The sequence below is a fragment of the Rhodococcus phenolicus genome (genome assembly GCF_001646785.1).
GTDB classification, from domain to species: Bacteria; Actinomycetota; Actinomycetes; order Mycobacteriales; family Mycobacteriaceae; genus Rhodococcus; species Rhodococcus phenolicus.
The window spans coordinates 45,974-60,000 of record NZ_LRRH01000035.1 but is presented as its reverse complement, the minus strand read 5'-3'; the positions used below and the strand labels follow the sequence as shown (position 1 = coordinate 60,000).

The 14,027-nt window shown below is 70.2% G+C and carries 14 protein-coding genes; 7 read left to right on the top strand and 7 right to left on the bottom strand.

Features of this window, described 5'->3' with window-relative positions; genetic code table 11:
* Nucleotides 1–359: 359 nt before the first annotated feature.
* From A8G15_RS11150 to A8G15_RS11135, 4 genes are all read right to left on the bottom strand, one after another.
* Complete coding sequence (locus A8G15_RS11150) at nucleotides 360–917, bottom strand: type III secretion system chaperone family protein (RefSeq protein WP_068159060.1); 558 nt, start codon at nucleotides 915–917, stop codon at nucleotides 360–362.
* Nucleotides 914–2,257 (bottom strand): D-inositol-3-phosphate glycosyltransferase, encoded by a 1,344-nt coding sequence (gene mshA, locus A8G15_RS11145; RefSeq protein WP_068159059.1) that lies wholly within the window; start codon nucleotides 2,255–2,257, stop codon nucleotides 914–916. Before mshA ends, A8G15_RS11150 begins: the two co-directional genes overlap by 4 nt.
* A gap of 66 nt (nucleotides 2,258–2,323) precedes the next feature.
* A complete protein-coding gene (locus tag A8G15_RS11140; RefSeq protein WP_068159058.1) occupies nucleotides 2,324–3,154 on the bottom strand; it encodes an alpha/beta fold hydrolase in 831 nt (276 codons plus the stop codon).
* Between the two features lie 5 nt (nucleotides 3,155–3,159).
* Nucleotides 3,160–4,464: an MFS transporter gene (locus tag A8G15_RS11135; protein ID WP_156665338.1), complete on the bottom strand. Its 1,305-nt coding sequence runs from the start codon at nucleotides 4,462–4,464 to the stop codon at nucleotides 3,160–3,162.
* Between A8G15_RS11135 and A8G15_RS11130 the strand changes: the two genes are divergently transcribed.
* Entirely contained in the window at nucleotides 4,435–5,208 is a 774-nt protein-coding gene (locus A8G15_RS11130; RefSeq protein ID WP_068159097.1) for a PIG-L family deacetylase, read from the top strand. The genes A8G15_RS11135 and A8G15_RS11130 overlap by 30 nt on opposite strands.
* A 102-nt stretch (nucleotides 5,209–5,310) precedes the next feature.
* Here A8G15_RS11130 and A8G15_RS11125 read toward each other — a convergent pair whose 3' ends face one another.
* On the bottom strand, nucleotides 5,311–6,600 hold the full coding sequence (locus A8G15_RS11125) for an ROK family protein (protein WP_068159056.1): 1,290 nt from the start codon (nucleotides 6,598–6,600) through the stop codon (nucleotides 5,311–5,313).
* A gap of 424 nt (nucleotides 6,601–7,024) precedes the next feature.
* Here A8G15_RS11125 and A8G15_RS11120 point away from each other — a divergent pair, with 424 nt between their 5' ends.
* Genes A8G15_RS11120 through A8G15_RS11110 form a run of 3 tightly spaced genes read left to right on the top strand, consistent with a single transcriptional unit; the run spans nucleotide 7,025 to nucleotide 9,789 of the window.
* Nucleotides 7,025–7,969 (top strand): TauD/TfdA dioxygenase family protein, encoded by a 945-nt coding sequence (locus A8G15_RS11120; RefSeq protein ID WP_068159095.1) that lies wholly within the window; start codon nucleotides 7,025–7,027, stop codon nucleotides 7,967–7,969.
* 9 nt (nucleotides 7,970–7,978) lie between these two features.
* Complete coding sequence (locus A8G15_RS11115) at nucleotides 7,979–8,743, top strand: SDR family NAD(P)-dependent oxidoreductase (RefSeq protein WP_068159055.1); 765 nt, start codon at nucleotides 7,979–7,981, stop codon at nucleotides 8,741–8,743.
* 11 nt (nucleotides 8,744–8,754) lie between these two features.
* Nucleotides 8,755–9,789 carry a DUF2804 domain-containing protein gene (locus tag A8G15_RS11110; protein WP_068159054.1) on the top strand — a complete coding sequence of 345 codons (1,035 nt, stop codon included), beginning with the start codon at nucleotides 8,755–8,757 and terminating at the stop codon, nucleotides 9,787–9,789.
* A 15-nt stretch (nucleotides 9,790–9,804) separates the two neighbouring features.
* Here the strand turns inward: A8G15_RS11110 and A8G15_RS11105 are convergent, their stop codons facing one another.
* Nucleotides 9,805–10,977, bottom strand: coding sequence for an Ig-like domain-containing protein (locus tag A8G15_RS11105; protein WP_281180630.1), 1,173 nt, complete (start codon nucleotides 10,975–10,977; stop codon nucleotides 9,805–9,807).
* A gap of 76 nt (nucleotides 10,978–11,053) precedes the next feature.
* A complete protein-coding gene (locus A8G15_RS11100) occupies nucleotides 11,054–12,133 on the bottom strand; it encodes a UDP-N-acetylmuramate dehydrogenase (RefSeq protein WP_068159051.1) in 1,080 nt (359 codons plus the stop codon).
* A gap of 39 nt (nucleotides 12,134–12,172) precedes the next feature.
* Between A8G15_RS11100 and A8G15_RS11095 the strand changes: the two genes are divergently transcribed.
* The 3 genes from A8G15_RS11095 to A8G15_RS11085 are packed head-to-tail and all read left to right on the top strand — an operon-like array spanning nucleotide 12,173 to nucleotide 14,012.
* Nucleotides 12,173–12,679, top strand: coding sequence for a DUF2505 domain-containing protein (locus A8G15_RS11095; RefSeq protein ID WP_068159050.1), 507 nt, complete (start codon nucleotides 12,173–12,175; stop codon nucleotides 12,677–12,679).
* A gap of 42 nt (nucleotides 12,680–12,721) precedes the next feature.
* The gene (locus A8G15_RS11090) at nucleotides 12,722–13,222 is read left to right on the top strand and encodes a DUF2505 domain-containing protein (RefSeq protein ID WP_068159048.1); all 501 of its coding nucleotides are present in this window, start codon (nucleotides 12,722–12,724) and stop codon (nucleotides 13,220–13,222) included.
* A gap of 10 nt (nucleotides 13,223–13,232) precedes the next feature.
* Nucleotides 13,233–14,012, top strand: coding sequence for a class I SAM-dependent methyltransferase (locus A8G15_RS11085; protein WP_245687799.1), 780 nt, complete (start codon nucleotides 13,233–13,235; stop codon nucleotides 14,010–14,012).
* Nucleotides 14,013–14,027 lie beyond the last annotated feature (15 nt).

Below are 14,027 nucleotides of genomic sequence, written 5' to 3'. Positions count from 1 at the left end.
CGGAGTCCGTCTCCCGAAACACACGCTCCGGAATCGGCGATCGATCCGTCCCTGCCCCTCGAAGGTTTCGTGTGACCGATCCCGCGGGGGCAGAGCAAGCGGCGGCGGGCCGGTGTTCGGTATGGGCCCGATCGGTTCGGGCCGGGCTCGTCGTTTCGAGCCGATAACGACGTTAAGCGACCATCTCGGAAAGGTCACGCGTTGAAATCTTGGGACGCCCGTCCCACACTTCAAGATCAACTCCCGGACAAACGCCAGGTCGCGCCCAAATTATCGGCGCCACCGGCACTTTCGTTTCCACCCTGGAACGTGACGAGCGTCACAGTAATACTGTGGAGCGGATCACCCGAAACGGGCGGTCACGACCCGCTCTGCGACTCCTCGTCGGACACGACACTGCCGGACTTGTCCGGTGATTCCGTTCCCTCACCGTTGTTTTCGATCAAGTGCCGGAACGGTTCGAGATTGCGCAGCGACTCACCACGCGAGACCCGCCAGTCCCATTCCCGCTTGATCGACGTCAGGAAGCCCAGTCCCAGCAGGACATTGAAGTCGTAGTCGGCCGCCTCGAGGATCTGCCCGAGGACCGCGTCGAGTTCCTCGGCCGTGACCGACTGTTCCGACAGCCGTCCGACCAGATAGATGTCGCCGATCTTGTCGAGCGTGTACGCCACGCCGTACAGCCGGCGATTGCGCCGCAGCAGATACCGGTAGACGCCCTCGAAGTTCTCGTCGGGCTTGCGGCACACGAACGCCTCGATGCGCAGCCCGTGGTTGCCGATCGTCAGCAGCGTCGTCGTTTCGAGCTTGTTCTCACCCGGGAGGGTGACGACGAAGTGCCCGCCCTCCTTCCGGGAGAAGTCCAGGCCGCGGTCGCGCAGCGTCGACTCGATCAGTTCGCTCAGGTCCGCACTCATGCCTTCACACCACCTGTCCGCCGCAGCTTCCACAACCCACGCTGCCTGCGCAGCGAGAACTCGCCGGTCCCGAACGCCCGGTTCCGCCGCGCGCCCGCCTTGCGGTAGGCCGCGAGCAGTCCGTCCGCCGTGTGTTCCCACGAGAAGTTCTCGGCATGCCTCGGCGCGGCCGACGCCAGCACCTCACGCCGCCCGCGGTCGGCGACCAGCGTTCCGAGTGCCGCGGCCCAGTCCTCGGTGCGGTGCCCGTCGACGAGCACCCCGGTCTCGCCGTCGCGCACCGCGACCCCCAGGCCGCCGACGTTCGCGGCGAGCACCGGGACACCACACGCCTGCGCCTCGATCGCCACCAAACCGAACGATTCCGAATAACTCGGCACCGCAACAACATCCGACGCCCGATACACCTGCACCAGCCGATCCGACGGCTGCGGCGGCAGGAAGGTCACCCGCGCCGCGATGCCCAGTTCGGCGGCCAGTTCGATCAGCGAGTCCGGGCGCTCGAGGCCGGTGCCGGACGGCCCGCCGACGATCAGGACCCGCAACGGAAGATCCGGTGCGTCGGCAACGGCGCGAGCAGCGGCGCGCAGCAGCACGTCCGGCGCCTTGAGGGGCTGGATGCGACCGACGAACGTCACGATCGTCTCGCGCGGATCGAGCCCCAGTTCCGCCCGGGCCCGGTCGCGGTCGCCGGGACGGTAACGCGAGAGGTCGGCGCCGGGTGCGACCACGTCGATCTTCGCGGGGTCGGCGCGGTAGATGCTTTCGAGCGCGTGCGCCTCGTCCGCGGTGTTCGCGACCAGCCGGTCCGATTCCGCGACGACCTGCTGCTCACCGATCTGCCGGGCCGCCGGTTCCGGGGTGTCCCCCGCCGCCAGCGACGCGTTCTTCACCGCGGCGAGCGTGTGGGCGGTGTGCACGAGCGGGACCCCCCACCGATCCCGGGCGAGCCAGCCGACCTGGCCGGACAGCCAGTAGTGCGAGTGCACCAGGTCGTAGTACCCGGGCGCGTGGCGGGCCTCCTCGCGCAGGACCCCGGCCGCGAACGCGCACAACTGGGTGGGCAGATCGTGCTTGTCGAGACCTTCGAACGGACCGGCCTCGATGTTGCGGACCAGGACACCCGGCGCGGCTTCCTGCACCGCCGGATCCGCCGACGACGTGGCCCGGGTGAAGATCTCGACCTCGACGCCGCGGCGGGCGAGCTGCAGGGAGGTCTGCAGTACGTAGACGTTCATTCCGCCTGCGTCTCCCGTGCCGGGTTGCGCCAGCGGGGAGGTGTGCACCGAGATCACGGCCACGCGTCGGGGTCTGCCGGGCTGAGACGTCACGGGTCCCATACTGCCCTGTCCGGCACCTCCGCTCCCATCTGCCTCCCCGATGCGGGGCCGCGCTCTCCCCGCCCGCTACCCGAGGGTGCCGACGAAGCGGGCGATGTCCTCGGCGAACCGCCGCGGGTCCTCGACGAACGGCCCGTGGTCGGTGCCGTCCCAGAACGAGGTGGTCGCGCGCGACAGCAGGCTCGCCGCGTGCTCGGCCGCCGAGAGGTCGACCACGGAATCGGCGGTGCCGTGCAGCACCAGGACCGGAAGGTCGAGTCCGCGCAGCAGGTCGTCGTTGCCCACGGCGCGGGCGAACAGCGCCGACCGCACCGCCGGCGGCGTCCGCAGGCTGCTGCCGAGCAGCGCCTGGGCGACCGCCCCGCCCGCCTCGGGCCGGGCCGCGCCGACCAGGGAGGCACCGAACGCGTCGAGGGCCGGGACCGCGATCTGCGGGTCCTCGGACATCGCGGCCGGGATCGCCGCGCGCATCGCCGCACCCACCTTGCCGCCCTTCTCGCCGCGGCCGATGCTCGTGATCGCACCGACCAGCACGAGACCGGCGATACCCTCGGTACCGTGGACGGCGAGATAGTCGCAGATGACCAGTCCGCCGTAGGACCAGCCGAGAAGCACCGCGTCGGAGCAGTTCTCGGCCGTCAGCACCGCACGCACGTCCGACGCCCACGCACCGCGGTCGTCGTATCCGTCGGCGGGCGCACCCGAGTAGCCGTGCCCGCGCAGGTCGACGGCGATCACCCGGTACCGGGCGGCGAGGTCCTCGAGGAGCGATTCTCCCCAGCAGCGCGAGGACTGCGCCCACCCGTGCAGCAGCACCAGCGGCCGGGACGACGGGTCGCCGAACGCCCGGTAGACGATGGATGTGCCGTCGGCACCGAGAACTTCATGCACGCTCATGGCGGCTACGTTAGCCGCGTCCGTATCCGGATCCCCGCGGCCAGCGCACAGCCGATCAGTCCGGCCGCAAGCGCCACCCCGATCCCGGCGGAGGTGCCGGACCGGTCGATGACCTGCCCGACCAGTGCCGATCCGGCGGCGACACCGACACCGAGGCCGGTGACCGTCCAGGTGATGCCCTCGGTGAGCCGCTCGGCGGGGACGACACGCTCGACGAGCGACATCGTCACGATCATGGTCGGCGAGATCGTGATCCCGGCCAGCAGATACAGCGCGGCCAGGGCGGGGACGGTGCCGGCGAGCAGCAGCGGCCACAGCAGCACCGCGACCGCCGCGGTCGCGACCAGCAGTTGCCGGGTCAGCGGGGCGGCCACGTGCCGGGCCCCGAAGACGAGTCCGCTGACCGCCGATCCGGTGGCGAACAGGGCGAGCACGAACGTCGCCGCACCGGGTGCGTCGCGGTCGGCGGTGAACGCCACACCCACGACGTCGATCACCCCGAAGATCGTGCCCATCGCGACCATCACCGCGGTGAGGGCGATCAGCACGGGGCTGAGCAGGGTGCCGCGCCGCGGGCGGTCCGACGCGGCGTCGCGGCGCCCGGAGGCCACTGCCTGCACGGGTGGTTCGGTGCGGCGCTGGACCGCGAGCGCCACGGTGCCCACCAGCAGCAGCACCGCGCCGAGCAGCGGCCCCGCCTCCGGGAACAGCGCGACGCTCAGGCCCACCGACAGCACCGGGCCGACGATGAAGCACATTTCGTCGATCACCGCTTCCAGGGCGAACGCGGTCCGCAACCGGTCGGTGCCGCGATACAACTCGGTCCACCGGGCCCGGACCATCGCACCGATCGTGGGCATGAGGCCGGCGGGGATCGCGCACAGGAACAGCAGCGCGGTCGGTGCCCCGAGCCGTACGGCGGCGAGCATCGCGACGGTTGCGGCCGCGCTGATCGCGGCGGCGGCCGGCAGCACCCGGTACTGGCCGTGCCGGTCGACCGCCCGGGACACCAGCGGGGTCAGCGCCGCGTACGCCAGCGCGAACACCGCCGACAGTGCGCCACCGAGCCCGTAGTCGCCCCGCAACTGGGAGAACATGGTCACGATGCCGATCCCTACCATCGCGATCGGCAATCGCGCGACGAATCCGGCGATGCAGAACGCGGCCGCGCCGGGCGCGGAGAACAGGGCACGGTAGGAACGACCCGCTGTCGCTGTCACGAATGTGGATTCCTCTCCCGGGTTCCCCCTGTGTCGGTCATCCGTGCCAGCATGCACGGTATGGGTGTCCTGGTCTGCTTTCACGCGCATCCCGACGACGAGGTGTTCACCACGGGAGGGGTGATGCGTCTGGCGGCCGACGCCGGTCACCGGGTGGTGCTGGTCGTCGCGACGGACGGCGCGGCCGGTGAGGTTCCGGACGGTCTGTTGCGGCCCGGGGAGAGCCTCGCGTCACGGCGGCTGACGGAGGTGGAGCGATCCGCCGAGGCGCTGGGGGTGGCCCGGCTCGTCCCGCTCGGCTACGCCGACTCCGGAATGGCCGGCACACCCGAGAACGCGAACCCCGCGGCGTTCTGCAACGTCGACGTCGACGCGGCCGCCCGCCGGCTGGCCACGGTGCTGGACGAGGAGGGCGCCGATGTCGTCACGATCTACGATCCGAACGGCGGGTACGGGCACCCCGATCACGTTCAGGTGCACCACGTCGGACTGCGGGCGAGCGAGTTGGTCGGCCATCGGGCCGTCTACGAGTCGGCACTGAACCGCGACCATCTGCGGCGCATGATCGCGGCGAATCCGGGAATGACCGAGGACCGGACGCCGCCGGACCTGGATTCCTTCGGCCTGGCGGAATCGGAACTGACGACGACGGTCGACGTGTCGGCGACGATCGCCGCCAAACGCGCTGCGATGCAGGCTCATGCGTCTCAGATCGGCGATTTCGGTCCGATGCTGTCGATGCCCGACGACATGCTGCGCGCGGCGTTCGGACTCGAGTGGTTCCGGCGGCTGGGCGCCGCGCCCGGACTGGTCGAGACGGCACTGCCACTCTGAGGAATGGCATACACCCTTTCGAGGACGCGTACACCCCTTCCGGGCAACCGGAAGGGGTGTACGCCGTGCAGTCGGGATGTAAGCCCTGTCGGACGCGACCGCTCAGGCCTGCGATCGCCGCATCGAGCCGAGCGGATCGGAATACAGCGAGCTCAGCGACACCACGCCGGCGGCGTGCGCCTGCACCCGATTGCCGAATCCGGTGATGCGAATGTCCTTGCGCGGCAGGTTCGACGCGCGTGCGAACGCTTCGGCTACGTGCGGCACACCCGCTGGGTACTCGGTGAACGCCTGCCCGCCGAGGGTGACGCGGTCCGGGTTGAACAGGTCGCGGAGCATCGCGACGGTACGGCCGAGAACGGTCGCACGATCGACGAGGATCTCGTGTGCGGGTGCCGAACCCTCGCGGGCGAGCTTGTACAGCGTGCCGATGGCCGGATCCTCGACGTCGCCGAGCAGGCCGGCATCGCGGGCCTTCAGCAGCACGGCCCGGTCGCTGACGGTGGCTTCGAGGCAGCCGGTCGCGCCGCACGAGCACGCGGCCGCCGAGCCGGTCGGCAGGTGCGCGATCGATCCGGGCCCGCCGTTCGGGGTGTGCACGCGACCGTCGAAAGTTATTGCGATACCGGTTGTTTCGCGAGCGTAGAAGTACAGCCCGGTGCCCTTGGTGTCGGCGGCCTCCCGCTCCGGGGTGAGCAGCAGTTCCGACGCGGCCATCGCCTCGACGTGCGCGGCCACCGAGACGGGCAGCCCCATGCCGCGGCCGACGATCGCGCCCACCCGCGCACCGGTCCAGCCCAGACGAGGATGGTCGACGAGACCGGTCTCCGAGTCGACCCGGCCGCCGAGCGCGACTCCGACCCACAGCGGGGTGCGGCGGTGCCAGCGCGACGCGAACGCCCGGGCACTCGCGGTGATCGACCCGAGGACGACGTCCTGATCACCTCGCGGCGTGGGGATCTCGACGGCACCGATGATGCGGCCCCGCAGATCCGCCGCGACGATGCCGGTGACGACGGCGCCGATGTGGATACCGACGGTCAGATAGGGCTCGTGGTCCACCTCGAACGGGACACGGGGCCGGCCGATGGCGCCGGACGCCGCGAGATCGGCGCGCTCCCGGAGCAATCCGGCCGAGAGCAGCGCCGACACCTGCCGGTTGACGGTGGCGATGCTCAGGCCGGTGACCTTGGCGGCGACGTCGCGGGAGACCGGGCCGCGCGCGGCGGCGACACGGAACACCGATGCCGCGGTGCCGTCGGCGATCCGCAGGTCCGGCGCGACGATCTGCACCCGGGCCGTGGAGCGGGCCCGGGTGGTCGCGGTCCGGGAGATGCCGCGGGACGCGGCGGACGAACGAGCGGACGGGGCGGGAAGCGTGGAAGTCGACACAGGCGTGGAATCCTCGTGATTCGGCCCTGGCGGGCTGGCGTGACACGGTCATGAACGCGCCGAACCACCGCGACGTGCACAGACGACGTCGAACAGGCGATCAGAGGGAAGGCCGTCACAGGCCCGGACCCGGCGCGAAACTACTTGATGGCACCGTGACTACGACAACAGAGTTCCCGTGCCAGCGGCAGGCGCGAGCCGAGCGCGGCGGTCACGTACGTGACGCGCGGGGCGGAGCGGCGGCCTGCTGACATGTCGTCGAACATAACGTCCCCCGGCGTCGCTGTCCAATTCAGGCCGGAACGGTAGGGAATCCCCGCGCCGGACGCGATCGCCCGAATCATCCTGAGCCGAATGCTTCTCGGGGCCGCGGCCTGCTGTTTGCATGGATGCGTCCATCCTGCTCCGTCGCGAAAGGCCCGCCATGTCCGTCGATTTCGCCACTTCCGCCGCCCCCTCCCCGACCACCGCGACCGTCGCGAAACTGGGTGCGCACCTCGGTGCCCGCATCGACGGAGTCCGGCTCGGCGGCGACCTCGATCCGGCGACGGTCGCGTTGATCCGCCGCGCGATCGCCGAGTACAAGGTCGTCTTCTTCCGCGGCCAGGACCATCTGGACGACGACGCGCAGTACGCGTTCGCGGAACTGCTCGGCACGCCGACGACGGCGCATCCGACCGTGAAGTCGCGCGGTGTCCGGATCCTGCCGATCGACTCCGACTACGGCAAGGCAAACAGCTGGCACACCGACGTCTCGTTCGTCGATCGCATCCCGAAGGCGTCGATCCTGCGTGCGGTGACCCTGCCCGAGTACGGCGGGTCCACGGTGTGGGCGTCCGGGGTCGCCGCGTACGAGGGTCTGCCCGCTCCGCTCAAGGCCCTCGTGGAGAACCTGTGGGCGGTCCACACCAATGTCTACGACTACGCCGCCGAGAGCGCCGAACGCGCGACCGAACGAACCGCCGAGTACCGCGACGAGTTCCGCTCCGAACTGTTCGAGACCGAACACCCCGTCGTGCGGGTGCACCCCGAGACCGGCGAGCGGTCGCTGCTGCTCGGTCACTTCGTCAAGAACTTCACCGGCCTGAGCGGCAATCAGTCGCACGCCCTGTTCCGGCTGCTGCAGGAACACCACCAGAAGCTCGAGTACACCACCCGCTGGAACTGGCAGGCCGGTGACGTCGCGATCTGGGACAACCGCGCCACCCAGCACTACGCGGTCGCCGACTACGACGAGCAGTACCGTCGCCTGCACCGGATCACCCTCGCCGGCGACGTCCCGGTCAACATCCACGGCGAGCGCAGCCGCTCGATCGCCGGTGACGCCGACGCGTACTCGATCGTCGAGACCGACGCCACCCCCGCCTAGGATCGGGGAATGACCAACTCCCCGAATCTCCGTGTCGCCGATTCCCGCGTCGCCGTCGTCACCGGGGCCTCGTCCGGCATCGGCGAGGCCACCGCCCGCACCCTCGCCGCGCAGGGCTATCACGTCGTCGTCGGTGCCCGCCGTCTCGACCGGCTCGAGAAGCTCGCCGAGGAGATCGGCGGCACCGCACTCGAACTCGACGTGACCGACGAGGATTCGGTCACCGCGTTCACCACGGTGCTGCCGCGGGTGGACGTGCTGGTCAACAACGCCGGTGGCGCGAAGGGGCTGGCAACGGTCGCCGAGGCGGACGAGAACGACTGGCGCTGGATGTGGGAGACGAACGTCATCGGCACCATGCGCGTGACGAAGGCGCTGCTGCCCAAGCTGATCGATTCCGGTGACGGCCTGATCGTGACGATCACGTCGGTAGCCGCGTTCGAGGCGTACGACAACGGGTCCGGCTACACCTCGGCCAAGCACGCCCAGGCGGTGGTCCACCGGACGCTGCGCGGTGAACTGCTCGGCAAGCCGGTGCGGCTGACCGAGATCGCCCCGGGCGCGGTCGAGACCGAGTTCTCGCTGGTGCGGTTCGAGGGTGATCAGGAACGCGCCGACAAGGTGTACGAGGGCATCACGCCGCTCGTCGCGCAGGACATCGCGGAGATCGTCGGGTTCGTCGCCTCCCGTCCGTCGCACGTGAACCTGGATCAGATCATCGTCAAGCCGCGTGATCAGGCGAGTGCGGGCCGGTTCCACCGGGTGAGCAACTAGCCTCTGGAGGTATGCAGCAGCAGCGCCTGTCGCCCGGACCCCTGCTCGACGACCGTGGTCGTCTCGAGCAGCCCGGCTGGGCCACCGCCGAGATCCGCACCTACGACCGGGCGCGGATCTCGGCGTCACGGCTGCGGATCAAGGAGTGGGACTACTACTGCCTCATCTCCGATACCGCTGCCGGTCCGGTCGGTCTCGCGCTGACGGTCGCCGACAACGGGTACATGGGCCTGGTCGGGCTGAGCTGGCTGGATCTGGCCGCCGGCACGGAGGTCACCGAGAACAAACTGATCCCCTTCCCGCTCGGCCGCATGCGGATGCCGGCGAGTGCCGATGCCGGAGACGTGGTCGTGCACCGGGGTGCGTTGCGCGTCGAGTTCCGGCACGAGAGCCGGGGCCGTCGCCTGATCGTCGATCATCCCGGGTTCGACGGCGGTCGCGGGCTGTCCGGGGAACTGCTGCTGCAGCAGCCCGCCGACGACCGTATGGTGATCGCCACGCCGTTCCCGCGCGCGCCGAAGGCGTTCTACTACAACCAGAAGATCAACTGTCTCCCCGCAGCGGGCACGCTCACCGTCCGTGGCCGCCCCTACGAGTTCGATGCGGCCTCGACGTTCGGTGTCCTGGACTGGGGTCGCGGCGTGTGGACATACGACAACACCTGGTACTGGGGGTCCGCGTCCGGCCTGCACGAGGGAACCCGGTTCGGATTCAACATCGGGTACGGCTTCGGCGACACCACCGCGGCGACCGAGAACATGCTGTTCCACGACGGGGTCGCGCACAAACTCGACCGCGTCCACTTCCACCGTCCGCACGGCACGTACGACGGCGGACCGTGGCGGTTCACGAGCAGCGACAGCCGCTTCGAGATGGACTTCGAGCCGATCGTCGACCGGGCCGCCGACGTGAACGCGCTCATCGTGCGGTCCACCCAGCATCAGGTGTTCGGGCGGTACAGCGGTCACGTGCTGCTCGACGACGGCACCCGCCTCGAGATCGAGAACCTGCTCGGTTTCGCCGAGGAGGTCCGCAACCGCTGGTAGAGCGGTCCGCCCGGCCTACAGTTCGGACATCGACTGCCAGGTCGGCCAGTCCACGGCCCAGTCCCACAGGTCGCCGTCCGCCTCGGACAGGTCGATCGAGGTGCCGCTGACCTCCACCGGATCGCCGTACATCGCGATCGCGAAGTACGCCTCGGCGTCCGCCATCGAGAGGTTGATGCATCCGTTGGTGACGTTGGACGCGCCCTGCTGGCCGGTGGTGAGCGGGTTGGCGTGGATGAACTCGCCGTTGTTGGAGATGCGCACGGCCCAGCGTTCGCGGACGTTCTCGTAGTACGGCGGGTTCGACATGAGGAAGTCCTCGTGCTTCTCGCTGACCACGTGGATGCCGCTGCGGGTGACGTTGCGGGTCTCGTTGCCCTCGCCGTAGCTGACCGGGATGTCCATGACGGTCTGCCCGTCACGCACCACCTGCATGCGGTGGCTCTGCGCGTTCGCGACGACGACCTGGCTGCGGCCGATACCGAAGTCGAGGGTCAGGTCCTCGGCGCCGTACGCGCCGTCGCCGTAGGCGAGCCCGTAGAGCCGCGCGTCCAGGCTCACGGTCGTGCCGGGCGCCCAGTACTGCCGGGGTCGCCAGTGCGCCCGCGCGCCGCCGTTGTCGTCGGGCAGCCATGCCCAAGCGCCCTCGGTCGGCGGGTTCGTGGTGACGACGAGGGCCTTCTCGACGGCGGCCTTGTCCTCGATCGGGCCGTCGAACTGCACGATGATCGGCGCGGCGATCCCGACCTCCTGACCGTCGGCGATGTTCAGGGTCGCGCCGATCACGTCGGTGGGATCGACGGTCGAGAACTCGCCTTCGACCGCGACCTCGTCGCCGTTCGGCGCGATGCCGGTTCCCGACCATCGGTAGGTCTGTCCGTAACCGAGGGGTTCGGTGACGGTGTAGCTGCGGGCGTCCGCGGCGAGCGTCCCGTCGACGACGACGCCCGAGTCGCTGTTGGTGAGCGCGAGGTCGCGGAGCGTGCCGTCGGTGGCGGTCACCGAGACCGGCGCGGTGGGGTTCACGTCGGTGGCACCGTCGGCCGGGTTCGCGGTGATCGTGACGGCGGGTTCGGGGTCGGCGGCGATCGCCCCGCCGTCCGAGGTGGAACAGGCGGCGAGCAACGTCACCAGGCCCACACACAGGAGCCACACCAACCGATTTGTCCGTTTACGCAGGTCGTGCACCCTTTTCACGGTACGCGCGCGTTCGGTGTGGCCCAGCTCTCGGTGGTCCGCGTCCCCGGCGGGTTCGGCGGGCGGCTCAGATCCGGCAGCCGACCGGCACCGGTTCCGGTTCGAGCCGCACCCCGAACGCCTCCTGCACGCCGTCCCGGACCTGCCGGGCGAGGGCCACCAGGTCCGCGGTGGACGCGTGGCCGCGGTTGGTCAGGGCGAGGGTGTGCTTCGTCGACAACCGCGCCGGGGCGTCCTCCGACGGGAAGCCCTTGCCGAATCCGGCCCGTTCGATGAGCCACCCGGCGGACAGTTTGGTGCCGCCGTCCGCAGGGAACCGGGGCACCCGCACCTCGGTGCCGACCCGAGCGGCGACCGCGGCGAGCACCGCGGGCAGGGCGTCGTCGGGCACGACCGGGTTGGTGAAGAAGGACCCGGCGCTCCACGTGTCGTGGTCGGCGGCGTCGAGAACCATGCCCTTGCCGCGGCGCAGCGTCAGCACCTGTTCGCGGACCTCCGCGGCCGGTCGTCGTTCGCCCTCCCCCGCACCGAGCGCCGTCGCGAGTTCCCGGTAGCCGAGCGGCGCACTCGAACCGTCGGGACGCACCTCGAGTTCGATGTCGACGACAAGCGCCGCGTCGGAATGCTTGAGCACGCTCGTCCGGTATCCGAGCCCCAGATCCTCCGGGCCCACCCAGCGCACGTCACCGGTGCGGCGGTCGAGCAGCCGCACCCGGCGCAGCACCGAACCGACCTCGACGCCGTACGCCCCGACGTTCTGCACGGGGGTCGCGCCGGCGGATCCGGGTATCCCGGACAGTGCCTCGAGGCCGCCGAACCCGGCGGCGACGGTCTTCTCGACGACGTCGTCCCACACCGCACCGGCCTCGGCGCGCACCCGATCGGTGCCCAGTTCGACAGCGGTGGTCGTGACCTTCACGACGACCCCGTCGAACCCGGCGTCACCGACGACGAGGTTGGAGCCGCCGGCCACGATCAGCGTCGGCACGTTCTCGGTGTCGAGCAGCCGCACGACGTCGACGAGCACGTCGGTGGTGGCGCATTCGGCGAGGATGCGGGCGGGTCCGCCGAGCCGCAACGTCGTCAGGGTCGACAGCGGCACCTGCTCGGAAACCGTGGCTCCCGCGTCGGCGAGCCGGGACGTCATACGTGGATCGGGCACCCGCAAACGGTAGCGTGACGGTCCATGGGTACCCCTATCGACCATTCCGCCCACTACGAGTTCCCTGCGGCGACGGTGCACGCTGCGCTCGTCGACCCCGAGTACTGGCGTGAGCGCCTGGCGCGGGTCGGCGGTCCCGGCGCCGCCGTCGAGAACGCGACGACCGGCGCCGGAACGATCGATCTGCACATGAAGCAGGCCATCGCCGCCGAGCACCTGCCGAGCGTGGTCACCAACATCCGCCCCGGCGATCTGGTCATCCACCGCCACGAATCGTGGGAACCGCTCGTCGGCGACCGCGCGCACGGCCGGTTCTCCGCCGGGGTCGACGGGATGCCGGGCAAGGTCGAAGGCACCTTCACGCTCGCCCCGGGACGCACCGGGACGGTCGTCGAGATCGACGGTGAGGTCGAGGTGAAGATCCCGTTCCTGGGCGGGAAGATCGAGGGCCTGATCGTCGAACAGCTCGTCGAACTGTTCGACGCCGAGCAGGAGTTCACGGCCGGCTGGCTGGGCCGATCCGACTCCTGAGGATTTCCGCGTGATCGAGGCGAGCCGGTAGCCTGGCCCGCTATGGCACGGCGCATGGACTATTCCGCCCGCTATCCGTATCCGGCGGAGCGGGTGTACGCGGCGCTGCGCGACCCGGCCCACTGGGAGGCCCGGATGGTGGAGATGCGCAAGTATTCGCAGAACCACGTCGAATCGTTCGAGGTGTCGGACTCCGGTATCGCGCTGGTGCTGCACCACATCCTGCCCCGCTCGGAGCTGCCGGAGATCGCGCAGACGGTGATGAAGAAGGACATGGTCATCACCCGAACGGAGTCCTACAGCGCATTCGACGGGAAGGCGACCGGCCGTTACGAGGCGTCGATCCCGGCCGGTCCGGGCAGCCTCACCGGCACCATGGAACTGTTCGCCGGTGACGGGGGGTGCACGCTGCGCACCACGTCGGAGGCGAAGGTGCATCTGCCGTTCGTCGGCGGCAAGCTCGAAGAGCTGATGCTGCAGAACCTCGTCGAGCTGTTCCGCACCGAAGCGGAGATCACGGCCGACTGGCTGGCCCGGCAGTAGGCCGGTCCCGATCGTGCGAGCCCCACGTCCGGAAGGTGTCGTCACCCGCGGCACCACCGGCATCAACCGCCTGCGCCGCAGCGACCGCTGGGCCGTGCACCATCCCGACATCGTCCGGCTGTTGCGCTCCGCGCCGGATCCGCTGGTCGTCGATCTCGGCTACGGGGCGATGCCGGTGACCACGCTGGAACTGGCGTCGCGTCTGCGCACCGTGCGTCCCGACCTGCGGATGGTCGGTCTCGAGATCGATCCGGAGCGGGTGGTTCCGGGCCGCGACGGAGTCCGCTTCGCGCGGGGTGGTTTCGAGCTGGCCGGGCTGCGACCGGTGCTGGTCCGCGCGTTCAACGTGCTGCGGCAGTACCCGGAGGACGCGGTCGCACCCGTGTGGGAGCGGCTGCGGTCGGGGTTGGCGCCGGGCGGTCTGCTCGTCGACGGCACGTGCGACGAGCTGGGCCGGCGCTGCGCGTGGGTGCTGCTGGACCGGGACGGTCCGCGCAGCCTGACGCTGGCGTGGAGTCCGTTCCACATCGAGACGCCGTCCGATCTGGCGGAGCGATTGCCGAAGGCCCTGATCCACCGCAACGTTCCCGGTGAGCGGATCCACGATCTGCTGCAGGCCGCGGACCGGGCGTGGGCGACCGCGGCCCCGCACGCCGCGTTCGGACCCCGCATCCGATGGCGGGCCACACTGGATCTGCTACGTGCACAAGGGGTTCCGATCGCCCCTCAGCGTCGGCGTCTGCGCGACTGCGTGCTGACGGTGCCGTGGGACGCGGTCGCCCCGGCATAGGGTGCGCCTCGCGCC